Source organism: Frigoribacterium sp. CFBP 8766 (genome assembly GCF_014841435.1).
GTDB lineage: Bacteria > Actinomycetota > Actinomycetes > Actinomycetales > Microbacteriaceae > Frigoribacterium.
This window is the reverse complement of the sequence record NZ_JACYTX010000002.1, coordinates 789,438-809,763: the sequence shown is the minus strand read 5'-3', so window position 1 is coordinate 809,763 and position 20,326 is coordinate 789,438. Positions and strand designations below refer to the sequence as shown.

The window sequence follows — 20,326 nt, the reverse complement described above, 5'->3', positions numbered from 1 at the left end:
GCAGACTGGGGGGATGCAGATCTACTCGGCGTCGAACGCCGTCCGTGCTCGCCAGGTCGCCGGCGACGTCGTCGCGGTCGGGCTCGTCGTGGTGTTCGTGGCGCTCGGGCTCGCGGTCGCCGCCTTCGTCGGCGGCCTCGCCGAGCTGGGGCGCCAGATCGAGGAGGCGGGCACCGGCTTCCAGGGGACGATGGACGACGCCTCGCGCGTCCTGGGCGGCATCCCGCTGCTGGGCGGCGCCGCGTCGGCACCGTTCGACGGGGCGGCCGGAGCCGGCCAGACGCTCGTCGACGCGGGCCGCCAGCAGCAGGACGACGTGGCGCGCGCCGCGCTCGTGGCCGGGCTGCTGGTCGGCGGGCTGCCGAGCATCGTGGTGCTGTGGGCGTGGCTGCGCGGGCGGGTCGCGTTCGTGCGCCGCGCCTCCTCGGTGCGGGGGCTGCTCGCGCTGCCCGGCGGAGAGGACCTGCTCGCCCTGCGTGCCCTCACCGGACGCGACGCCCGCGCGGCGCTCGCCGTCTCGCCCGACCCCGTCGCGTCGTGGCGGGCGGGCGACCCGGCCGTGGTCCGCCGCCTCGCCGACGTCGCCCTCCGCGAGGCCGGCGTCGCGCGCCCCCGCGGCAGCAGTGGCAGCGGCAGCAGCGACGGCAGCCAGCACGCGCAGGCCCCGTCCGCCCCGGCCCGGTAAGCTCGACCACCATGATCGCACTGGACTTCTCTGAGCAGATTGCCGCCCTCCGGGCCACGTTCGAGGACATCCGGGCCGTGATCGGGCAAGACCGTCTCGTCGCCGAGATAGCCCAGCTCAGCGAGCAGGCGTCGGCACCCGACCTCTGGGACGACACCGAGAACGCGCAGAAGATCACGAGCGCGCTCAGCCACCGCCAGGCCGAGCTCGAGAAGCTCGAGACCACCGAGCAGCGCCTCGACGACCTCGGCGTCCTGGTCGAGATGGCCAACGACGGCGACGACCAGGAGTCCGCCGACGAGGCGCAGGTCGAGCTCAAGGCCCTGCAGAAGATGATGGACACGCTCGAGGTGCAGACGCTCCTCGACGGCGAGTACGACCCGCGGCCCGCGGTCATCACCATCCGCGCGGGGGCCGGCGGCGTCGACGCGGCCGACTTCGCCGAGATGCTGCTCCGCATGTACCTGCGCTACGCCGAGAAGCACGGCATGGCGGCCACGGTGATGGACACGAGCTACGCCGAAGAAGCGGGCATCAAGAGCGCCACCTTCGAGATCGACGCGCCCTACGCGTTCGGCACCCTGAGCGTCGAGGCCGGCACGCACCGCCTCGTCCGGATGAGCCCCTTCGGCGCCGCGGGCAAGCGCCAGACGAGCTTCGCCGCGGTCGAGGTCATCCCGCTGATGGAGGAGACGGAGGCGGTCGAGATCCCCGAGAACGACATCCGCGTCGACGTCTTCCGGTCGTCGGGCCCGGGCGGCCAGAGCGTCAACACGACCGACTCGGCCGTCCGCCTCACCCACATCCCGACCGGCACCGTCGTCTCGATGCAGAACGAGAAGAGCCAGATCCAGAACCGGGCCGCGGCGATGCGCGTGCTGCAGTCGCGCCTCCTCCTGTTGCAGAAGGAGGCGGAGAACGCGAAGAAGAAAGAGCTGGCGGGCAACATCACGGCCAGCTGGGGCGACCAGATCCGCAGCTACGTCCTCGCGCCGTACCAGATGGTGAAGGACCTGAGGAGCGAGCACGAGGTCAACAACCCGTCGAACGTGTTCGACGGCGACCTCGACGGCTTCATCTCGGCGGGCATCCGCTGGCGCAAGCGCGACGACGACTGAGCCAGGCGCGAACGAGGCGCGGGGGAGTCACGAAGGAGGCGCGGTGCGCGACGGCACCGCGCCTCCTCCGCGCTCTCCCAGCGCTTCCATAGGCCCGTTCGAGGGGCGAGTCGCGACCGCGATCGGCGCAGCCCGCGCTTAGGGTGATCCCCGTCATGATCCGTTTTGATGAAGTCACCAAGGTGTATTCCGGCAACCCCCGGCCGGCACTGAACTCGGTCACCCTCGAGATCCTCAAGGGCGAGTTCGTGTTCCTCGTCGGTGCCTCCGGCTCCGGCAAGTCCAGCTTCCTGCGCCTCGTGCTCAAGGAGGAGAAGCCCTCTAAGGGCCAGATCCACGTGCTCGGGCAGAAGCTCGGCGTGCTCTCGAGCCGCAAGGTCCCGTACTTCCGCCGCAACCTCGGGGTGGTGTTCCAGGACTTCCGCCTGCTGCCGCAGAAGAGCGTGTTCGACAACGTCGCCTTCAGCCTGCAGGTGATCGGCAAGAGCAAGGGCTTCATCCAGGAGGCGGTCCCCGACGTCCTGAAGATGGTCGGCCTGGTGGGCAAGCAGCAGCGCCTGCCGCACGAGCTCTCCGGCGGCGAGCAGCAGCGCGTGGCCATCGCCCGCGCCATCGTCAACAAGCCGTCGATCCTGCTGGCCGACGAGCCGACGGGGAACCTCGACCCCTCGACCAGCGCCGGCATCATGACGCTGCTCGAGCGGATCAACGCCGGCGGCACCACGGTGATCATGGCGACGCACGACGCCGGCATCGTCGACCAGATGCAGCGCCGCGTGATCGAGCTCTCGGCGGGCAACATCCTCCGCGACGAGCGCCACGGCGGCTACCAGACGCAGGCGGTGCCCATCCAGGCCATCGGTGTGGAAGACCTCAGCCTGAGGGGAGCGGACGAATGAGACTCGGACTCGTCCTCAGCGAGGTCGGCAGCGGCCTCCGGCGCAACGTCTCGATGGTCGTCGCGGTCGTGCTCGTCACGTTCATCTCGTTGACCTTCGTCGGCACCGCGGCCCTGCTCCAGCTGCAGATCAACCAGATGAAGGGCTACTGGTACGACAAGGCCCAGGTGGCCGTCTACCTCTGCACCGAGACCGACACCACCGGCAACTGCACCGGCGCCAAGGCCACGCAGGACCAGATCGACGGCGTCGAGGCCCAGCTCAGCAGCCAGGTGCTCGCGCCCTTCGTCGACCGGTCGTACTTCGAGACGCAGGACGAGGCCTACGCCCGGTTCACGACCCAGTTCGCGGACAGCCCCGCGACCGAGTTCGTTCAGCCGTCGTACCTCAACGAGACGTTCTGGGTGAACCTCAAGGACCCGACGCAGTCGGACGTCCTCACCGAGAGCCTCTCGAGCCTCGCCGGCGTGCAGAGCGTCGTCGACCAACGGGGCTACCTCGACCCGATCTTCTCGGTGCTCAACGCCGCGAGCTACACGGCCATCGGCATCGCGGTGCTGATGCTCATCGCGGCGGTGCTGCTGATCGCCACCACCATCCGGCTCAGCGCCTTCAGTCGACGGCGAGAGCTCGGCATCATGCGGCTGGTGGGCGCGTCGAACAGGTTCATCCAGACGCCGTTCATCCTCGAGGGCGTGATCGCCGCGTTGGTGGGCTCGGTGCTGGCGGGCGGTGCGCTGATCGCCATCGTCAACTTCTTCGTCAAGGGCTACCTCGTGACGACCTTCGCCTCCACCCCGTTCATCGGGCTGCGTGAGACGGCGATCGTCGTGCCGGTGGTGGTCGTGATCGGCATCGCCCTGGCGGCGCTGTCGGCGAACGTCGCCATCAGGCGGTACCTCAAGGTCTAGCGACGCCCCGCGTCGCGAGGCGAGTGCCTGCAGGAGGCGCGGTGCAGGGAGACCTGGACCGCGCCTCCTTCGCTGTCTCGCTCATGTAGACTGACAGGCTGCCTGATCGCGGGCAGACCATCCCACGAACGACCGGAGGCAGAGCGTGGCGAAAGAACGCGGCGAGAAGGTCGTGGCCACCAACCGTCGGGCGCGCCACGACTACCTGATCGAGGACACCTACGAGGCAGGCATCGTGCTCAGCGGCACCGAGGTCAAGTCGCTGCGGCAGGGGCGGGCCTCGCTCGTCGACGGCTACGCCTTCGTCGACGCCGGCGAGGCGTGGCTCGACGCGGTGCACATCCCCGAGTACACCGAGGGCACCTGGAACAACCACGCACCCCGGCGCAAGCGCAAGCTGCTGCTGCACAAGCAGCAGATCGTCAAGATCGGGCAGAAGACGAAAGAGGGCGGCTTCACCGTCATCCCTCTCAAGATCTACTTCAGCGACGGGCGAGCGAAGGTCGAGATCGCCGTCGCCAAGGGCAAGCGCGAGTACGACAAGCGACAGACCCTGCGCGAGCGCACGGCGACCCGCGAGGCCCAGTCGGCGATGTCGGCCCGGAAGCACCTGGGCGAGTAGAGCTGGCGGCATCGGGCGAGTGGATTCTTCCCTGCGGGGCAACTACACTCGGCCACAGCGACAACGGTTCTTCATAGATCAACAGAGTGTGACAACGGCCCCCTCATGGGGATGATCGGTTTCGACATCGCCTGTGTGCGAACGAGAAGCGGGCCGAGGATCCAGGGTTATCTCGTTAACGATCTCTGGAAAACAATAAGTGCCAATAACAAGCGCACTGACTTCGCTCTCGCTGCGTAAGCAGTAGAGCCACATGGAGTCCGTCAGTCTGGTGACCGCCTTCTAACCAGAGCCTGACGTCATCTAGAGGGCTTGCTGCGTGACTACGCCTGAGGGTCACGCGGGACTTGCACTCGGGCTGGGCCCGTCGACCTAGGAGCCAGTAGCGAAGGTCGGGGCCGAGCAGAACGTCTCATCTGGCTACGCCCGTAGAATGCGTGCAATCTCAGCGATGGACGGGGGTTCAATTCCCCCCATCTCCACCATCGGGCCGTCGTCACACTCTGTACCGTCGCCGCGACGACGAAGGCCCCCGACCAGCAGGTCGGGGGCCTTCGTCGTTCCCGGTCGCGGCGCGTCGACCAGCCGGGCGGTCAGGGGCGCTGGCGTCGCCCCCCACCCGTGCGGAGGCGGGAGACGGAGACCGCACCGGCGCCGGCCACGAGGAGCATCGTCGCGATGCTCGCGAGCCAGGCGCTGTCGGAGCCGGTGAAGGCGAGCCCGGGGCGACCGGCCGTCGTGCCGGTGCCGCCGCCCGCACCACCGGGGACCGTGCCTGCGCCCGGGCCAGGTGCGGCCGGGCCAGGTGCGGCCGGGCCCGGGACGACGGGACCCGTCCCCGGGTCCACGGGCGGCGTAGAGGGGTCGGTCGGCGACGTCGGCACCGCTCCGGCCTCGACCGCCACGGCGGCGGCCGGCGAGGTGACGAACGTCCCGTCGGGGGCGGTGCCCGTGGCGCGGGCGGTCGTCGGCACGGTCCCGTCGCCGGCTGCGGCGGCGATCACGTCCCGAGCCGTCACGGTCCGCGTGGCGGTGAAGGTCGCCGACCCGCCCGGGGCGAGGTCCACGGACTCGGGGGTCAGCCCCTGGGCGTCGGGGTCCGCGACCGAGACGCCGGTGAGGCTGACGGTGCCCTCGTTCCGGACGACGTAGCGATACGTGACGACCTCGCCCGCGTCGGCCACGCCGTTGCCGTTCGTGTCGGCGAGCTCGGCCGTCACCTCGATCGACAGCCCGCCGGTGCCGGGGGTGACCGGCGTCGGGATCGCGAGGGCGGCCTCGGGCGAGGTCACCACGCCTCCTGCGGGGTCAGTCGCCGTCGCGACCGCGGTGGCGCCCAGGTCCGTGCCGGCGTCGATGTCGGCCTGCGTGACCACGTAGCTGCCGCTCACCGAGCCGGACGCTCCGGGTGCGAGCGACGCGGGCGACGCCGTCGTGATCGGGGTGCGCGGTGCCGTCACGCCCAGGCCGGTGAGCGTCACGGTGCCGGTGTTGGTGGAGGTGTACGTGTAGGTGATCGTCTCGCCGACGTCGGCGGTGCCGTTGCCGTTCGCGTCCCCGAGGACGGCCGTGAGCTCGAGGTCGAGGTCGGCCCGCGCGGCCAGGAGGGGCGTGCTGCCCGAGGCCTGGGGGCTGTCGATCGTCGTGCCCTCCGGGGTCGTGCCCGTCGCCGTGGCGGTGACGACGAGCGGGTCGCCCGCGTCGACGTCGGCCTGCGTGACGGTGCGGGGTGCGGACGTGAAGCGGACGGTGCCGCCCGGGGCCGCGGCGCCGTCGCCGACGCGGACGGGCTGCAGCACGCCCGGGCCGTCGATCACGATGCCGGTGAGGCTCGTGTTCCCCGTGTTCGTCACGACGTACGAGTACGAGATCGTCTCGCCCGGGTCGGCGACGCCGTTCCCGTTCGTGTCGTCGAGCACCGGGACCACGTCCACGGACAGCGCGTCGTCGGCCGCGGCGGTGACGGTCTGGACAGAGGCCGGCGGGCTCGTCAGGGGACCGTCCACGCCCGTGGCGGAGGCGGTGGCCGTCTCGGTCACCGGGTCCGGGCTGTCGACGTCGGCCTGCGTGACGGTCGTGGTGGCCCTGTAGGTCACGGACGCCCCCGGCGCGAGCGAGGCAGGGTCGCCGCTCAGGACGACGACGCCGGTGCCGCGCGTCGGGGCGAGGGCCACGCCGGACAGGGTGCTCGTGCCCGTGTTGGTCACGGTGTACGTGTAGGTGACCACGTCGCCGAGATCGGCCAGGCCGTCGCCGTCCGCGTCCGTCGTGAGGGCTTGCTCGACGCCCAGCTCGAGCAGGTCCGAGGCCGTCAGGAGGGGCGTCTCCACGACCGAGGGACCGCTGGCGGCCGTCAGCCCCGAGGGCGACGACCCCGTCGCGGAGGCGGTGTTGACGAGCGGGCCGCCGGCGTCGACGTCGGCCTGGGTCACGGGGCGGTCGGAGGTGAAGGTCCGGGTGCCGCCCACGGCGAGGACGATCCCGGTGGTGTCGACGGCCGGGGCGCCTCCCGTGTCGACGGCGAGGTCGCCGAGGGGCGTCTCGCCCGTGTTGGTCACGGTGAAGCGGTAGCGGATCGTGTCGCCGGGGCCGGCGACGCCGTCTCCGTCGGCGTCGATCAGCTCGGCGGTCTGGGTCAGGCCCACGGCCGGCTGCAGCTGGTCGAGCGGCGCGGTGGCCGTCGAGGCGGCGCTCGCGATGGCCGCTCCGTTGCGGGAGTCGACGGCGGTGGCGGTCGCCGTGTTGGTGAAGGTCGCGGCCTGGGCGTCGGCGGCCGTGACGGTGTGCCCGCCCGCGCAGACGGCGGTGGCTCCGGGCTGGCCGACGGGCGCGAGGCTCGCCACCGGGCAGGTGACGTCGTCGGCGAGGGCGTCGCCGATCGCGAGGGAGTCGAGGCGGACGATCGAGGTGTTGCTGACGGTGAACGTGTAGGGGATGCGGTCGCCGACGGCCCAGCCCTCGGCCGGAGCCGTGCCCGAGACGGACTTGACCAGGTTGAGGGCGCCGAGCTCCTGCACGGACGAGACCGCGAGGTTGCGGATCAGGTGCACGTCGGTCGCGCCGCCGGTCGATCCGAGGAAGCCCAGCTTGTAGGTGTCGGGGGCGGCGTCGGTCATCTGGTGCTCGAGCACGCGCAGGTAGCCACGGCCGTCGTGGAAGTCGATGTCGACGGTGACGAGGGGGAGCGCGTCGGGGCTGAGGGTCACCCGGACGGAGTCGCGGCTGGTGTCGTCGGCACCGGTGCCGCGCAGCGAGCCCGGCAGCGTCGAGGCAAACCGCTCTCCGCCGGTGTTCGCGCCGACCGTGCCGGCGAGCCAGCAGTAGCCGGTGGTGCCGCTGCCGGGACCGCGGAGCGACACGGCGTTCGGCACGAAGCCGGGGCCGACCTCGGGCGGGGTGCAGGTGGAGTCGCGCAGTTCGGTCGGGTTCGCGTAGTTGCCGTAGGCGTCGAGGCCGATGCCGACGTAGCCGCCGACGACGCCGGGGTCGCCGTTGCGGTTGCCGTAGCCGAGCGACCCGCCGTCGGCTCCCGTCATGGTCAGCTGCTCGTTGCCGTCGGTGAGGAAGAACCCGATGCCGTCGCCTCCGTCGCCGCCGTCGGGACCGTACTGCCACTGGTCGAACTCGACGACGAGGCCGCCGTTGCCCGGGATGGCCTGGTTGTAGACGACACCGCCGCGACGGAAGCCGCTCTCGGCGTTCAGCTGCAGGAAGCCGGGGGTGCCGACCGCGGGCGACCCGCTCAGGTCGGAGCACTGCGACAGGTTGCTGCTGCCGGCCGGCACCGCCGTGGTCGCCCCGGTGAGGCAGGCGTCGTTCAGTCCGCGCCAGGCGGGATCCGCGATCGAGCTGCCGGTGAACGACTCGGTCAGGAGGGGCGTGCCGGCCGCGTGGGCCGGCCCCGCGACGAGGAGGGCGGGGGAGACGGCGGCCGCAGCGACCGCGAACGCCACGAGCGTCCGGGCCAGCCGGCCGCGACGAGGCGCGACGCTGTGCATGGGGGTCCTGATCCGTGAGGGCCGTCCCGGGGGACGGGACGACGTCGACATGAGCGATCTTCACACGCCGCCGTCCGGCCGGACAAGAGCCGGGGCCCACCACCCCGGGTCCGCTCGCAATCGGGCCACTCGCCGTCGGCGAGGACGGTGCACGCACTGCAGGTGTATGACGGAACCTCCATGACGAACGCGCCCGACACCTCCTCCGTGCCCACCTCCTCCTCGTCGTCGGGGTACGACGAGCGCCAGAAGTGGCAGGCCTTCTGGGTCTGCGTGGGCGTCGCGGCGCTGACGATCCTCGACCTGTCGAAGGTCAACGTGGGCCTGCCGAGCATCGAGGCGTCGCTCGGTGCCGGACCGACCGCGCTGCAGCTGATCGTCGCGGGCTACGCCCTCGCCTTCGGCCTGTCGCTCGTGCCGTCGGGTCGCCTCGGCGACCTCAAGTCGCGGCGCCTGATGTTCGTGATCGGCCTCAGCTCGTTCACCGTGGCCAGCGTGCTCTGCGCGATCGCTCCGACCGTCGAGCTGCTCGTCGCCGCCCGCATCCTGCAGGGCGTGGCCGCGGGCATCCAGATGCCGCAGGTGCTCGGCCTGATCCAGCAGCTGTTCCAGGGACGCGAGCGCGGCAGGGCGTTCGGCCTGTTCGGCGCGGTCATCGGCGTCTCGACCGCCTTCGGCCCCACGATCGGCGGCCTGCTCATCGCGGTGGGCGGCGCGCAGGACGGCTGGCGCCTCCTGTTCTGGATGAACGTGCCGCTCGGCATCGTCGCCATCGTCTTCGCCCTCAAGCTGCTGCCCCGCACGTCGACCGCGCCGAGCGGGCACAACGAGCTCGACCTCATGGGCATCGTGCTGCTCGGCCTGACGATCCTCACCCTGATGCTGCCGTTCGTGCTGACGACCGGCCAGGGCGACGACCCGCTGCGCTGGCTGTTCCTGGTCGGGTTCGCCGGGTTCGGTGCCCTCTTCGTCTGGTGGGAGCAGCGCTACAAGGCCCGCGGCAAGTCGCCGGTGGTGCACTTCTCGCTGTTCTCGCTCGCGTCGTACCGCAACGGCACCCTCATCGCGACCGTGTACTTCTGCGCGCTTCCCGCGACGTTCCTGCTCACCACGCTCTTCCTGCAGCAGGGGCTCGGCCTCGAGCCCGTCTACGCCGGCATGGTGACCATCCCGTTCGCGCTGACCAGCGCGGTCGCCGCCTTCTACGGCGGTCGCATCGTCGAGAAGTACGGCCGAAGCCTCGTCGTGCTCGGCCTCGTGCTCGTGGGCGTCGGCTTCGTCGTCCTCCTGCTGGCCGCGACGCTCACCCCGCCCGAGTACACGCCGTGGGCGATGGCGGGCGGCATGCTCGTCGCCGGCACCGGGGGAGGCTTCGTCATCTCGCCGAACCAGACCCTGACCCTGGCGGAGGTGCCGGTCGAGATGGGCGGAGTGGCCGGCTCCATGGGGCAGGTCGGCCAGCGCGCCGGCACCGCGATCGGCACGGCCGCGGCGGTGTCGACCTTCTACTCGGTCATCGCGGGCCGAAGCGAGGGCTCGACCCTCGACATCTACCACGAGGCGTACCGCAGCGGGTTCCTGGTGACCATCGCCTTGGTGGCGGGAGCGCTCGTGCTGGCGCTGCTCGACCTGCGGGCGCGCAAGCAGGGACGGGTGGGCGAGGCGGCCGACGCCTCCTAGGCCCTGCTCGTCGGGCGGCGCGGCTCAGGCCGCGGGTGACTGCGAGGCAGCGGCGTCGAGCCAGGCGGTGATGTCGACGGCGAGCGTACGCGGAAGGTCGACCGCGGCGGGGTCGACGCGGGCGACGGTGCTCGTGTGGGCGGCGACGACGGAGGCGGCGGTGACGACGGACATGGTGGGCTCCTCTGCGAGATGGTGCGGGACGGTCTGGTTGGCGGGGCCGCCGCGGCCCGTCGAGGTGACGACGGACCGCGGGGCTCCTGGCTCGCTCACCCGCTCTTCGGCGGGACCCCTCCGGGGTGTGGCGACTGCCTGCGGCCAGTCAAGCCGACCGCGTGTTGCGTGGGCATCAACCAGAGGGACCGGTTCCCGGCCCGGGCCTACACCGAGCGGATGAGGTCGTGCGTCGGCGTCGAGTTGCCCCGGACGGCTGGTCGTCGCCGCTTGAGGTGACACTTCGGGGCACGTCGCGCTGCGGGGAGCGCTCGGGCGGCGAGCGTTCGGGCGGCGATGGCTGGGGCGGCGAGCCGCGCCTGGCGTGCTCGCGCCCCGGGTCAGGGCTGGGGGAGCGGCTCAGCGGGGGCGGAGACGATCGCGAGGACGTCGTCGTGCAGCAGGCCGTTCGTCGCGAGGGCGCTGCCGTGCCACGGGCCGGGCTCTCCGTCGGCGCTCGTGAACCGGCCGCCCGCCTCCTCGACGATCGGGATGACGGCTGCCATGTCGTAGGGCTGCAGCCCCAGTTCGCCCGCGATGTCGAGCGCGCCCTCGGCGACGAGCAGGTACGACCAGAACTCGCCGTAGGCGCGGGTGCGCCAGACCTGTTCGGTGAGCGTCAGCAGCGGCTCGAGCCGGTCTGCCTCCCGCCAGTACTCGAGGCCGTTGTAGCTCAGCGACGCGTCGGCGAGGTCGCGCACGCCCGAGACGCGCAGGGGAGTCGTGCCGTGCTCGGACGCGAAGGCGCCGCCGCCCGTGCTCGCCCACCAGCGGCGGCCCAGGGCCGGGGCGCTGACGACGCCGAGGACAGGGACTCCGTCGACGACGAGCGAGATGAGGGTCGCCCACACGGGGACGCCCCGGAGGAAGTTCGCGGTGCCGTCGATCGGGTCGACGACCCACTGGCGGCGGGGGACTGCTCGGGCGTGACCTGGCGCGTCGGTCCCGGTGCCTGTGCCGTCCGTCGCGGCGGCGTCCTCGCGGGCGCTGGCGTCCCCGGCTGCGTCGTCCCCGTACTCCTCGCCGTAGAAGGAGTCGTCGGGGCGCTCGGACTCGATCCCGGCCCTGATGGCCCGCTCGACGGCCTGGTCGGCGTCGGTGACGTGCGTGCGGTCGGGCTTGAGCGACACGTGCAGGTCGGCGGAGCGGTAGCGCTCCGTGCTGATCGCGTCGGCCGCGTCGGCGAGCGTGAGGGCGAGCCGCAGGTCGGCCGCCCAGCGGGCGCCTCCGTCGGTGCCGGTCGCGGCGTCGATCCGGCTCGAGTCGGTGTGGTTCGTGGCGGCGTCGGTGCCGGCCGAGCTCGTCTCTGCAGCAGTGTCGGACGAGGAGGCGCGGGTCGGGTCGGTCACCTCGCCAGCGTACCGAGCGCGCCCGGCCGGCATCGCACCTCCTCGTCTCTGCACCGCGGAGCGGTCATCTCTCGGGGGCGGGGATCGCAGAGCGAGAGTGATCCTGCTTTCATCGTCCCGCCTCCGTCGTGTAACGGTCGGGAGACAACGGATCACTCTCAAATTTGAGAGGGCCCCCGCAGATGCCGACCAGGAGGCGGCCAGCGCTGCGACACAAGCGCGAAATCCCGTTGTTGCAGGGCCCGAGGTCGGCATGTGCGGCAGCGACCCACCCGCGGCGGCGGTCAGCGCGGCTGCCCACCGGCAGCGACCCAGCGACCCAGCGACCCAGCGACCCAGCGACGCCGCGCCGCGGCGGGGCCGGCTAGCGCGGCGGCGGCTGCTCGCCCGAACGGGCGTCCTCGTCGCGGGCGGCCTGCTCGCGGCCGCTGACGCCGCCCTTGGAGGCGAGCAGCGTCTGCAGCGAGGCGAGCCGCTCACGCCCGACGTCGCCGAGCTCGCCGGCCTCGACGCGGTCGACGATCTCCCAGTCGTGCGCCTCGGCCAGCGGGATCCCGTCGCGCGAGGGCTTCTCGGAGGGGTGGGCGTGCCGCGCGAACGACCGCAGGATGTTCTCGGGGTCGACGTGCCCGAGCCCGAACGAGCGGACGCCGGGGGTGTCGACGATCCAGCCGCCGCTCGGCACCTTGAACGAGACGGTCGACGACGACGTGTGCCGCCCCCGCCCGGTCACCGCGTTGACGACGCCGACCTCGCGCTGCGACCCCGTCAGGGCGTTGACGAGCGTCGACTTGCCGACGCCCGAGTGCCCCACGGTCACGGTGACGTGCCCGTCGAGCAGCTCGCGCAGCTCGTCGAGTACCGGCGCCGGCGACCCGTCGGGCAGGGGGTCGAACGACGTGGAGGTGGTGGTCACGATCCGCAGGTCGAGGCACGAGAAGTGGGCGGCGAACGGTGCGGGGTCGGCCAGGTCGGTCTTCGTGATGCAGAGGATCGGCTCGACCCCCGCGTCGAAGGCGGCGACCATGTAGCGGTCGACGAGACGGGGGCGCGGCTCGGGGTCCGCCGCCGCGACCACGATGAGCATCTGGTCGGCGTTCGCGACGATGACGCGCTCGACGGCGTCGCTGTCGTCGGCGCTGCGGCGCAGCAGCGTCGTCCGCTCCTGCACCTTGACGATGCGGGCGAGCGACCCCTCCGCCCCGCTCGTGTCGCCGACGACGCCGACCCGGTCGCCCGTGACGACGCTCTTCTTGCCGAGCTCACGGGCGCGGGCGGTCGTGATCTCGCGCTCGTCGGGGGTGCCGGCGTCCATCAGCACGCCGTAGCGGCCGCGGTCGACGGTCCAGACCACCCCCTCCTCGGCGTCCGCGTACGCGGGCCGCTGCTTGGTGCGCGGCCGGTTGGCCTTCGGGTTCGGCCGCTGTCGCACCGAGCTCTCGTCGTACTGGCCCCAGGCCTCGTCCTCGACGGCGTCGTCGCCGTCGCTCCACCAGCTCACCGGGGGCCTACAGGAACCCGAGCAGGTCGACGTCGGCCGGTCGCTCGACGACGCGGCGGCCCAGCAGGTCGTCCCACAGGTCGACGAACTGGGGCAGCGTCTTCGAGACGACACGGACGTCGTCGAGCTCGACGCCGTCGACCGCGAGGCCGATGATCGCCGCGGCGTGGGCCATGCGGTGGTCGCCGTAGGTGCGCCACTGGCCGGCGTGCAGGGGCGAGGGCTCGACGCGGAGGCCGTCGTCGAGCTCGGTGACGAGGCCGCCGAGCGCCGAGATCTCGCTCGCGAGGGCGGCGAGGCGGTCGGTCTCGTGCCCGCGCAGGTGACCGATGCCCGTGATGGTGCTCGGACCGGAGGCGAGGGCGGCCAGGGCGACGAGGGCCGGGGCGAGCTCTCCGCCACGGGACAGGTCGACGTCGACGCCCGGCAGCGAGCCGCCGCCGACGAGGCCGTCGCCCCCGTCCACGGTCAGCACGCCGTCGTCGAGCGTGACGGTCGCGCCCCAGAGCGGCAGCAGCTCGATCAGGTCGGCCCCGACCTGCGTCGTCTCGGCCGGCCAGTGCGAGATCGAGACGGTGCCGCCGGCCACGAGGGCCGCGACGAGGAACGGCGCGGCGTTCGAGAGGTCGGGCTCGACGGTCAGCTCGCGTCCGGCGATCGCGGTGGGCGGCACCTCCCACACGCCGGGCTCGGGGGTCGCGACGGTCACGCCGCGCTGCGCGAGCGCGTCGATCGTCATCTCGATGTGCGGCGTGCTCGGCAGCACGTCTCCCGTGTGGCGGAGCGTCAGCCCGCGCGAGAAGCGCGGAGCGGAGAGCAGCAGGCCGGACACGAACTGGCTGGAGGCGGACGCGTCGATCTCGACCTCGCCTCCCTCGACCTCGCCCGTGCCGTAGAGGCTGAAGGGGAGCGACCCGCGGCCGTCGTCCGACACGTCGACGCCCAGGGCGCGCAGCGAGTCGAGGGTCGCGCGCATCGGACGGCGCCGGGCCGCCTCGTCACCGTCGAAGGTGACCGGGCCGAGGGCGAGCGCCGCGACCGGGGGCAGGAACCGCATGACGGTGCCGGCCAGGCCGCAGTCGACGGTCGCGCCGCCCGTGAGCTCGCCGGGCGTGACGACGAGGTCGGGGCCGAAGGGCTCGCCCGACTCGAGCTCGTCGATCGTCGTGCCGAGCGCGCGGAGGGCCGCGATCATCAAGGAGGTGTCGCGCGAGTGCAGGGGAGCCCGGAGCGTCGAGGGGGAGTCGGCCAGGGCCGAGAGCACCAGCTCGCGGTTCGTCAGCGACTTCGACCCGGGCAGCGACAGGGAGGCGCGGAGCGGCCCGGCGGCGCGCGGCGCGACCCAGCGCCCGTCGTCGACCGTCGGGGGAACGCCGCCGTCGTCGTAGGGGGAGAACTCGGGCCCGGAATACCTGTACACCTGCATCGGTTCACCAGGGTAATGCAGCGACGACCTGGAGGACACGTGCCCACAGCACTTGCACCGAGGCGGATCACCGTGGCCGAACTAGGATCGGCCGTGATGATCACCCCCGAGGGCGACGAGCCCACACCCGCGACCAGCGCGACCGCACCCGACCCCGTCGAGGCCGGCGGCGGCGTCGCCGAGGCGACCGTCGAGGCCGTGGCGGCCGTCGAGGCGTCGGACGAGGGCGAGCCCGACCTGCGCGCTCTGTTCGAGGAACAGGCCCTGCCGTTCATGGACCAGCTCTACGCGGCGGCGATGCGCATGACGCGCAACCCGGCCGACGCCTCCGACCTCGTCCAGGAGACGTTCGTCAAGGCGTTCGCGGCGTTCCGGCAGTTCCAGCAGGGCACGAACCTCAAGGCCTGGCTGTACCGGATCCAGACGAACACGTTCATCAACACGTACCGCAAGAAGCAGCGCGACCCCTACCAGGGCACGATCGACGAGCTCGAGGACTGGCAGATGGGCGGCGCCGAGTCGGCGACCCGCACCTCCGGCTCCACCCGCTCGGCCGAGGCCGAGGCCATCGACCACCTTCCGGACAGCGCCGTCAAGGACGCGCTCCAGAAGGTCCCGGAGGACTTCCGCATGGCGGTCTACTTCGCGGACGTCGAGGGCTTCTCGTACCAGGAGATCGCCGACATCATGAAGACGCCCGTGGGCACGGTGATGAGCCGTCTGCACCGCGGCCGCCGACTCCTCCGGGGACTACTCGCCGACTACGCCCGTGACCGTGGGATCGCGGTGCCGGCCGGCACGACATCGAAGGGCAGCACCAAATGACCGACTGCGGTTGCGACAAGGCGAAGGCCGAGCTCGAGGAGTTCCTGCACGACGAGCTCTGCCGTGAGGACGCCGCCGACATCCGGGAGCACATGGCCACCTGCGCCGACTGCTCGGGTGAGCACGAGGTGGGCATCGTGCTGACGGAGGCGGTGCAGCGCGCCTGCAAGGAGACGGCCCCCGAGGACCTGCGCTCGACCGTGCTCGCGCGCATCCGCGACCTGCAGGCCTCGCACTAGACGTGGCGCGCGGACCGGACGGGCGCGACGCGTCAGGCCTCGAGGGGCTCGAGACGTCCGGGCGTCAGGACAGCGTCGCGTCCTCGCGACGTGCCGCATGCGCCACGACGTCGTCCCAGAGCAGCTCGAGGGAGGGGTCGCCCGCGTCGCCCGTGCGCTGGACGACCTTCGAGACGGCCGGCACGCAGAGCCGGAAGTCAGGCTCGCCGACGACCAGCACGAGCGGGTCGCTGCCGGTGCCGGAGCAGAGTCGGCCGCCGTACTCGCGGCGCACCGTCTCGAAGAAGTAGCAGGCGGCGCCGAGCGAGACCGCGTCGGGCACCCCGTCGGCGTCGACGTCGCCCCGGTGACGCGCGAGGACCGCGTCGAGCGAGCGGACGGAGCCCGGGCTGAAGTCGAGCGAGGCCGCGTCGTCGCGGTGCCCGCCCTTCGCGACCGACTTGACGAAGCGGGCTGCCTCGTCGGCGACGTGCTGCTCGGGCGTCGAGTTCCGTGTGAAGAGACCCATGACGCTCGACCCTATCGTCCGACGTCACAGGTCGTCGACCTGCGCTAGCGTCGTCGCATGACCGCCACGGTGGAGATCCTCGCGAGCCCGACGTCCGACGACCTCGACGACCTGGTGGCCCTCATCGGGCTGCTCGGCCACTCGCTCGACGCCGAGGTGCTCTCGGCCCGCCTGTCGCACCTCACCGCGGCCGCGGGGCACGAGACCTGGGTCGTGCGCGGCGACGACGGCCGCGTGGTCGCCGTGGCGGGCGCGCACGTGCGCTGGGCCTACAACGCCGACGCCCCGACCGCGCAGCTGCTGCTGCTGGTCGTCGGGGAGGCGGCCCGCCGGGACGGCACCGGCTCGCACCTCCTGCAGCACTTCGAGGAGTGGTCGCGCGGCCACGGAGCCCGCACGCTCGAGGCCGTCTCGGCCGCCGCCACCGACTCCGCCCACCGNAGGGCTACAGCGTGAGCGCCGCCGCGATCAGCTCGGCCTGCTGGGCGGCGCTCGCCTTGGTCGAGCCCGCGGCGGGCGAGGCCGACGCGGGTCGCGAGGCGACCGTGATCCGGCGGTCGAGGTGCTTCTGCAGCTCGAGCACCACGAACGGCCAGGCGCCCTGGTTCTCCGGCTCCTCCTGGGCCCAGACGATCTCGGCCGAGGGGTAGCGCGACAGCACCTCGCGGATGCGCTCGAGCGGCAGCGGGTAGAGCTGCTCGAGGCGGACGAGCGCGATGTCGTCCTGCACGCCGCGCTTGTCGAGCTCGGCCGAGAGGTCGTAGTGGATCTTGCCGGAGTGCAGCACGATCCGCTTCGTCGCCGACGGGTCCTGGACGCGGGTGCAGTCGAGCACCGGCTCGAACCGGCCGCTCGTGAACGCGTCGACGCCGCTCGTCGCACCACGGAGGCGCAGCATCGCCTTGGGCGTGAAGACGACCAGCGGGCGGCGGGGGCGCGCGTACGCCTGGCGGCGCAGCAGGTGGAAGTAGGAGGCGGGGGTCGAGGGGCGCGCGATGGTCATGTTGTCCTCCGCGCACATCTGGAGGAACCGCTCCATCCGGGCCGACGAGTGGTCGGGCCCCTGCCCCTCGTAGCCGTGCGGCAGCAGCAGGACGACGCTCGAGCGCTGGCCCCACTTCTGCTCGGCGCTCGAGATGAACTCGTCGATGATCGTCTGCGCGCCGTTGCTGAAGTCGCCGAACTGCGCCTCCCACATGACGAGCGCGTCGGCCCGCTCGACCGAGTAGCCGTACTCGAAGCCCATCGCCGCGTACTCGCTGAGCAGCGAGTCGTAGATCCAGAGGTTCGCCTGGTCGTCGGTGATGTTCTGCAGGGGCAGCCACTCCTGGCCGTTCTCCCGGTCGTGCAGCACCGAGTGGCGCTGCACGAAGGTGCCGCGGCGGCTGTCCTGGCCGGCGAGGCGCACCGGGGTGCCCTCGGTCAGGACCGAGCCCATCGCCAGGAGCTCGGCGAAGGCCCAGTCGATGCCGCCGTTGCGGCTCATGTCGACGCGCTTCTTGAGCAGCTGCGAGAGCTTCGGGTGCACCGAGAAGCCCTCGGGCGGGTTGTCGTGCGCGTCGCCGATCGCGTGGATCAGGTCGAGGTCGACGCCCGTGCTCTCGGGCTCGCCCGAGGCGTCGTCCCGCTGCGACCGGGGGCGCTCGAGGTCGTCGACGTCGCCGCTGTCGTCCGTGATGACGGGCATCGAGCCCGTCTGGGCCGCGTGCGTCTCCTGGAAGGCACGCTCGAGGCGGTCCTGGAAGTCGCGGTGCGCGCCGTCGTACTCCTCCTGCGTGATGTCGCCGCGGCCGACGAGTGCCTCGGTGTAGAGGGTGCGGACGCTGCGCTTGGCCTCGATGAGGTTGTACATCAGCGGCTGCGTCATCGAGGGGTCGTCGCCCTCGTTGTGCCCGCGGCGGCGGTAGCAGATGAGGTCGACGACGACGTCGCGCTTGAACTGCTGGCGGTACGAGAACGCGAGCTCGGCGACCCGGGCCACGGCCTCGGGGTCGTCGCCGTTGACGTGGAACACCGGCGCCTGGATCGTCTTCGCCACGTCGGTCGAGTAGATCGACGAGCGCGACTCGGACGGCGGGGTCGTGAAGCCGACCTGGTTGTTGATCACCACGTGGATGGTGCCGCCCACGCGGTAGCCGCGCAGCATCGACATCTGCAGGGTCTCGACCACGACGCCCTGGCCGGCCATCGCCGCGTCGCCGTGGATGAGGATGGGGAGGGTGCCGAAGACGCCCTTCGGGCCTCTGTCTTGCTTGGCCCGGACGATGCCCTCGAGGACGCCGTCGCCGGCCTCGAGGTGCGAGGGGTTCGCGGCGATGTAGACGGGGATCGTCTCGCCCGTGGCGCTCGTGAACTCGCCCTCGGTGCCGAGGTGGTACTTGACGTCGCCCGAGCCCTGGACCGTCTTCGGGTCCTGCGTGCCCTCGAACTCGCGGAAGATCTGGCCGTAGGTCTTGCCGGCGATGTTGGTGAGCACGTTCAGGCGGCCACGGTGCGCCATCCCGATCGCCACCTCCACGAGCTCTTCTCGGGCCGCCTGCTGGATGACGGTGTCGAGCAGGGCGATGGCGGACTCGCCGCCCTCGAGGCTGAAGCGCTTCTGTCCGACGTACTTGGTCTGCAGGAACGTCTCGAAGGCCTCGGCCTCGTTGAGCTTCGCGAGGATGCGCATCTGCTCGTCGTGCGACGGCTTCACGTAGGGCACCTCGACGTGCTGCTGCACCCAGGCCCGCTGCGCGGGATCCTGGATGTGCATGTACTCGACGCCGATGGTGCGGCAGTACGAGTCGCGCAGGATGCCGAGGATGTCGCGCAGCAGCGCGGAGGTGTGGCCGCCGAGGCCGCCGGTGACGAACTCGCGGTCGAGGTCCCAGAAGGTCAGGCCGTGGCTCTCGATGGCGAGGTCGGGGTGGCTGCGCTGTCGGTACTGCAGCGGGTCGATGTCGGCCATGAGGTGGCCGCGGACCCGGTAGCTGTTGATGAGTTCTTGCACCCGGGCCGTCTTGCCCACGCGCTCGGCGAGGTTGACGTTGATGTCGGGGTTCCAGTGGATGGGCTCGTACGGGATGCGGAGGGCCGCGAAGATCTGCTCGTAGAAGCCCCGCTGGCCGATCAGCAGCTCGTTGACCTTCTTGAGGAACTCGCCCGAGCCGGCGCCCTGGATGACGCGGTGGTCGTAGGTGCTCGTGAGCGTGACCGTCTTGCCGATGCCGAGCTCGACGAGCGTCTTCGACGACGTGCCCTGGAACTCGGCGGGGTAGTCGAGCGCGCCGGCGCCGATGATCGAGCCGGCGCCCTTCATCAGGCGGGGCACGCTGTGCACCGTGCCGATGCCGCCCGGGTTCGTCAGCGAGATCGTGTTGCCCTGGAAGTCGGCCGCGGTCAGCTTGTTGTCACGGGCGCGGCGGACGACGTCCTCGTAGGCCGACAGGAAGTCGGCGAAGGTCATCTCGTCGGCCTTCTTGATGCCGGGGACCAGCAGGGCCCTCGTGCCGTCGGGCTTCGGGATGTCGATCGCGAGCCCGAGGTTGATGTGCGCCGGCGTGACGACCGAGGGCTTGCCGTCGACCTCGTCGTAGAAGACGTTCTGGCTCGGGAACTCCTTGAGGGCCTGGACGAGCGCCCAGCCGATGAGGTGCGTGAACGAGACCTTGCCGCCGCGGGCGCGCTTGAGGTGGTTGTTGATCACGATGCGGTTGTCGATCATGAGCTTCGCCGCGACGGTGCGGACGCTGGTGGCGGTCGGGACGCTCAGGCTCGCGTCCATGTTGGTCGCGAGCGACTTGGCCATGCCGCGGAGGGGAGCCACCTTCGCCTCGGGCTCCGGTGCGGGCTCGGCGCTGCTGCGGGGCTTCTCGGGTGCCTTGGCGGGCGACTCGGCCGGGATGGGCTTCTCCGACGGCTCGACCGAGGTGGTCTTGGCGGCCTTCTTGCCGGCGGGGGCGGCCGGGGCGGGTGCGGGCGCGGCGGGCTCGTTCTCACCGGGGGCGCCGGTCACCTCGTCGGGCACCTGCGCCTCGCCGCCGGACGCCTGGTCGGCCGCGGGGGCGTCGGCGGAGGCGGGGGCCTGTGCGGAGGCGGGGGCCTCGGCCGGCGTCGCGGCCTCGGAGCCGCCCGAGGGCGTGTAGGCCTCGAGGACGGGCCACCACGACTCGTCGACCGCGGACTTGTCGACCACCCACTTCTCGTAGAGCTCGTCGACCAGCCACTCGTTGGCCCCGAAGGCACCCTCGTCGGTCGTTCCCGTCACGTGGCTCGTCACAGCCGATCGCCCACTCTCCGTTGATCGTTCGATGTCACGGCGGGCAGCGGCGCCCGCCGAGGACCAGCTTAACAACGTCCGCCTGGCCGCG

Annotated in this window: 15 protein-coding genes, 1 other RNA gene and 1 pseudogene; 10 read left to right on the top strand and 7 right to left on the bottom strand. The window is 71.8% G+C overall.

The window, feature by feature from the left end:
* Positions 1-13: 13 nt before the first annotated feature.
* The 6 genes from IFT90_RS09550 to ssrA all read left to right on the top strand — a co-directional run bounded on the left by IFT90_RS09550 (position 14) and on the right by ssrA (position 4,720).
* Positions 14-685, top strand: coding sequence for a hypothetical protein (locus IFT90_RS09550; protein WP_192041968.1), 672 nt, complete (start codon positions 14-16; stop codon positions 683-685).
* A gap of 11 nt (positions 686-696) precedes the next feature.
* Positions 697-1,803, top strand: coding sequence for a peptide chain release factor 2 (gene prfB, locus IFT90_RS09545; protein WP_123546412.1), 1,107 nt, complete (start codon positions 697-699; stop codon positions 1,801-1,803).
* A 155-nt stretch (positions 1,804-1,958) separates the two neighbouring features.
* Entirely contained in the window at positions 1,959-2,702 is a 744-nt protein-coding gene (ftsE, locus tag IFT90_RS09540) for a cell division ATP-binding protein FtsE (protein ID WP_123547268.1), read from the top strand.
* Entirely contained in the window at positions 2,699-3,613 is a 915-nt protein-coding gene (gene ftsX / locus IFT90_RS09535) for a permease-like cell division protein FtsX (RefSeq protein WP_192041967.1), read from the top strand. The genes ftsE and ftsX overlap by 4 nt, the downstream gene beginning before the upstream one ends.
* A 145-nt stretch (positions 3,614-3,758) precedes the next feature.
* Positions 3,759-4,235, top strand: coding sequence for an SsrA-binding protein SmpB (smpB, locus tag IFT90_RS09530; RefSeq protein WP_123546410.1), 477 nt, complete (start codon positions 3,759-3,761; stop codon positions 4,233-4,235).
* A gap of 107 nt (positions 4,236-4,342) precedes the next feature.
* Positions 4,343-4,720, top strand: a transfer-messenger RNA (tmRNA) gene (gene ssrA / locus IFT90_RS09525).
* 108 nt (positions 4,721-4,828) lie between these two features.
* Here ssrA and IFT90_RS09520 read toward each other — a convergent pair.
* Positions 4,829-8,233, bottom strand: coding sequence for a hypothetical protein (locus IFT90_RS09520; RefSeq protein ID WP_192041966.1), 3,405 nt, complete (start codon positions 8,231-8,233; stop codon positions 4,829-4,831).
* A 180-nt stretch (positions 8,234-8,413) separates the two neighbouring features.
* On the opposite strand from IFT90_RS09520, the gene IFT90_RS09515 reads away from it, so the two are divergent.
* On the top strand, positions 8,414-9,913 hold the full coding sequence (locus IFT90_RS09515) for an MFS transporter (RefSeq protein ID WP_192041965.1): 1,500 nt from the start codon (positions 8,414-8,416) through the stop codon (positions 9,911-9,913).
* A 24-nt stretch (positions 9,914-9,937) separates the two neighbouring features.
* Here the strand turns inward: IFT90_RS09515 and IFT90_RS09510 are convergent, their stop codons facing one another.
* The 4 genes from IFT90_RS09510 to aroA all read right to left on the bottom strand — a co-directional run bounded on the left by IFT90_RS09510 (position 9,938) and on the right by aroA (position 14,402).
* Positions 9,938-10,087, bottom strand: a complete 150-nt coding sequence (locus IFT90_RS09510; RefSeq protein WP_192041964.1) for a hypothetical protein — start codon at positions 10,085-10,087, stop codon at positions 9,938-9,940.
* Between the two features lie 380 nt (positions 10,088-10,467).
* Complete coding sequence (locus tag IFT90_RS09505; RefSeq protein WP_371812291.1) at positions 10,468-11,379, bottom strand: inositol monophosphatase; 912 nt, start codon at positions 11,377-11,379, stop codon at positions 10,468-10,470.
* Positions 11,380-11,839: 460 nt separating this feature from the next.
* Positions 11,840-12,976 (bottom strand): ribosome small subunit-dependent GTPase A, encoded by a 1,137-nt coding sequence (gene rsgA, locus IFT90_RS09500; RefSeq protein ID WP_192041962.1) that lies wholly within the window; start codon positions 12,974-12,976, stop codon positions 11,840-11,842.
* Positions 12,977-12,983: 7 nt separating this feature from the next.
* Complete coding sequence (gene aroA / locus IFT90_RS09495; protein WP_192041961.1) at positions 12,984-14,402, bottom strand: 3-phosphoshikimate 1-carboxyvinyltransferase; 1,419 nt, start codon at positions 14,400-14,402, stop codon at positions 12,984-12,986.
* Positions 14,403-14,498: 96 nt separating this feature from the next.
* Here aroA and IFT90_RS09490 point away from each other — a divergent pair, with 96 nt between their 5' ends.
* On the top strand, positions 14,499-15,227 hold the full coding sequence (locus IFT90_RS09490) for a sigma-70 family RNA polymerase sigma factor (protein WP_123546404.1): 729 nt from the start codon (positions 14,499-14,501) through the stop codon (positions 15,225-15,227).
* Positions 15,224-15,466: a zf-HC2 domain-containing protein gene (locus tag IFT90_RS09485; protein ID WP_192041960.1), complete on the top strand. Its 243-nt coding sequence runs from the start codon at positions 15,224-15,226 to the stop codon at positions 15,464-15,466. The genes IFT90_RS09490 and IFT90_RS09485 overlap by 4 nt, the downstream gene beginning before the upstream one ends.
* Before the next feature lie 64 nt (positions 15,467-15,530).
* Here IFT90_RS09485 and IFT90_RS09480 read toward each other — a convergent pair whose 3' ends face one another.
* Positions 15,531-15,974, bottom strand: coding sequence for a hypothetical protein (locus IFT90_RS09480; protein WP_192041959.1), 444 nt, complete (start codon positions 15,972-15,974; stop codon positions 15,531-15,533).
* Positions 15,975-16,031: 57 nt separating this feature from the next.
* On the opposite strand from IFT90_RS09480, the pseudogene IFT90_RS17540 reads away from it, so the two are divergent.
* Positions 16,032-16,414: pseudogene (locus tag IFT90_RS17540) on the top strand (GNAT family N-acetyltransferase); the annotation flags it as partial.
* Positions 16,415-16,419: 5 nt separating this feature from the next.
* Here IFT90_RS17540 and IFT90_RS09470 read toward each other — a convergent pair.
* Positions 16,420-20,235: a multifunctional oxoglutarate decarboxylase/oxoglutarate dehydrogenase thiamine pyrophosphate-binding subunit/dihydrolipoyllysine-residue succinyltransferase subunit gene (locus tag IFT90_RS09470; RefSeq protein ID WP_192041957.1), complete on the bottom strand. Its 3,816-nt coding sequence runs from the start codon at positions 20,233-20,235 to the stop codon at positions 16,420-16,422.
* Positions 20,236-20,326: the final 91 nt, after the last annotated feature.

Bases quoted from the DNA above. Each gene is read 5' to 3' on its own strand.
- aroA (WP_192041961.1), bottom strand. From the start codon at position 14,402: ATGCAGGTGTACAGGTATTCCGGGCCCGAGTTCTCCCCCTACGACGAC.
- ftsE (WP_123547268.1), top strand. From the start codon at position 1,959: ATGATCCGTTTTGATGAAGTCACCAAGGTGTATTCCGGCAACCCCCGG.
- IFT90_RS09515 (WP_192041965.1), top strand. From the start codon at position 8,414: ATGACGAACGCGCCCGACACCTCCTCCGTGCCCACCTCCTCCTCGTCG.
- prfB (WP_123546412.1), top strand. From the start codon at position 697: ATGATCGCACTGGACTTCTCTGAGCAGATTGCCGCCCTCCGGGCCACG.
- IFT90_RS09510 (WP_192041964.1), bottom strand. From the start codon at position 10,087: ATGTCCGTCGTCACCGCCGCCTCCGTCGTCGCCGCCCACACGAGCACC.
- ftsX (WP_192041967.1), top strand. From the start codon at position 2,699: ATGAGACTCGGACTCGTCCTCAGCGAGGTCGGCAGCGGCCTCCGGCGC.
- IFT90_RS09485 (WP_192041960.1), top strand. From the start codon at position 15,224: ATGACCGACTGCGGTTGCGACAAGGCGAAGGCCGAGCTCGAGGAGTTC.
- IFT90_RS09550 (WP_192041968.1), top strand. From the start codon at position 14: ATGCAGATCTACTCGGCGTCGAACGCCGTCCGTGCTCGCCAGGTCGCC.
- IFT90_RS09490 (WP_123546404.1), top strand. From the start codon at position 14,499: ATGATCACCCCCGAGGGCGACGAGCCCACACCCGCGACCAGCGCGACC.
- IFT90_RS09520 (WP_192041966.1), bottom strand. From the start codon at position 8,233: ATGCACAGCGTCGCGCCTCGTCGCGGCCGGCTGGCCCGGACGCTCGTG.
- IFT90_RS09480 (WP_192041959.1), bottom strand. From the start codon at position 15,974: ATGGGTCTCTTCACACGGAACTCGACGCCCGAGCAGCACGTCGCCGAC.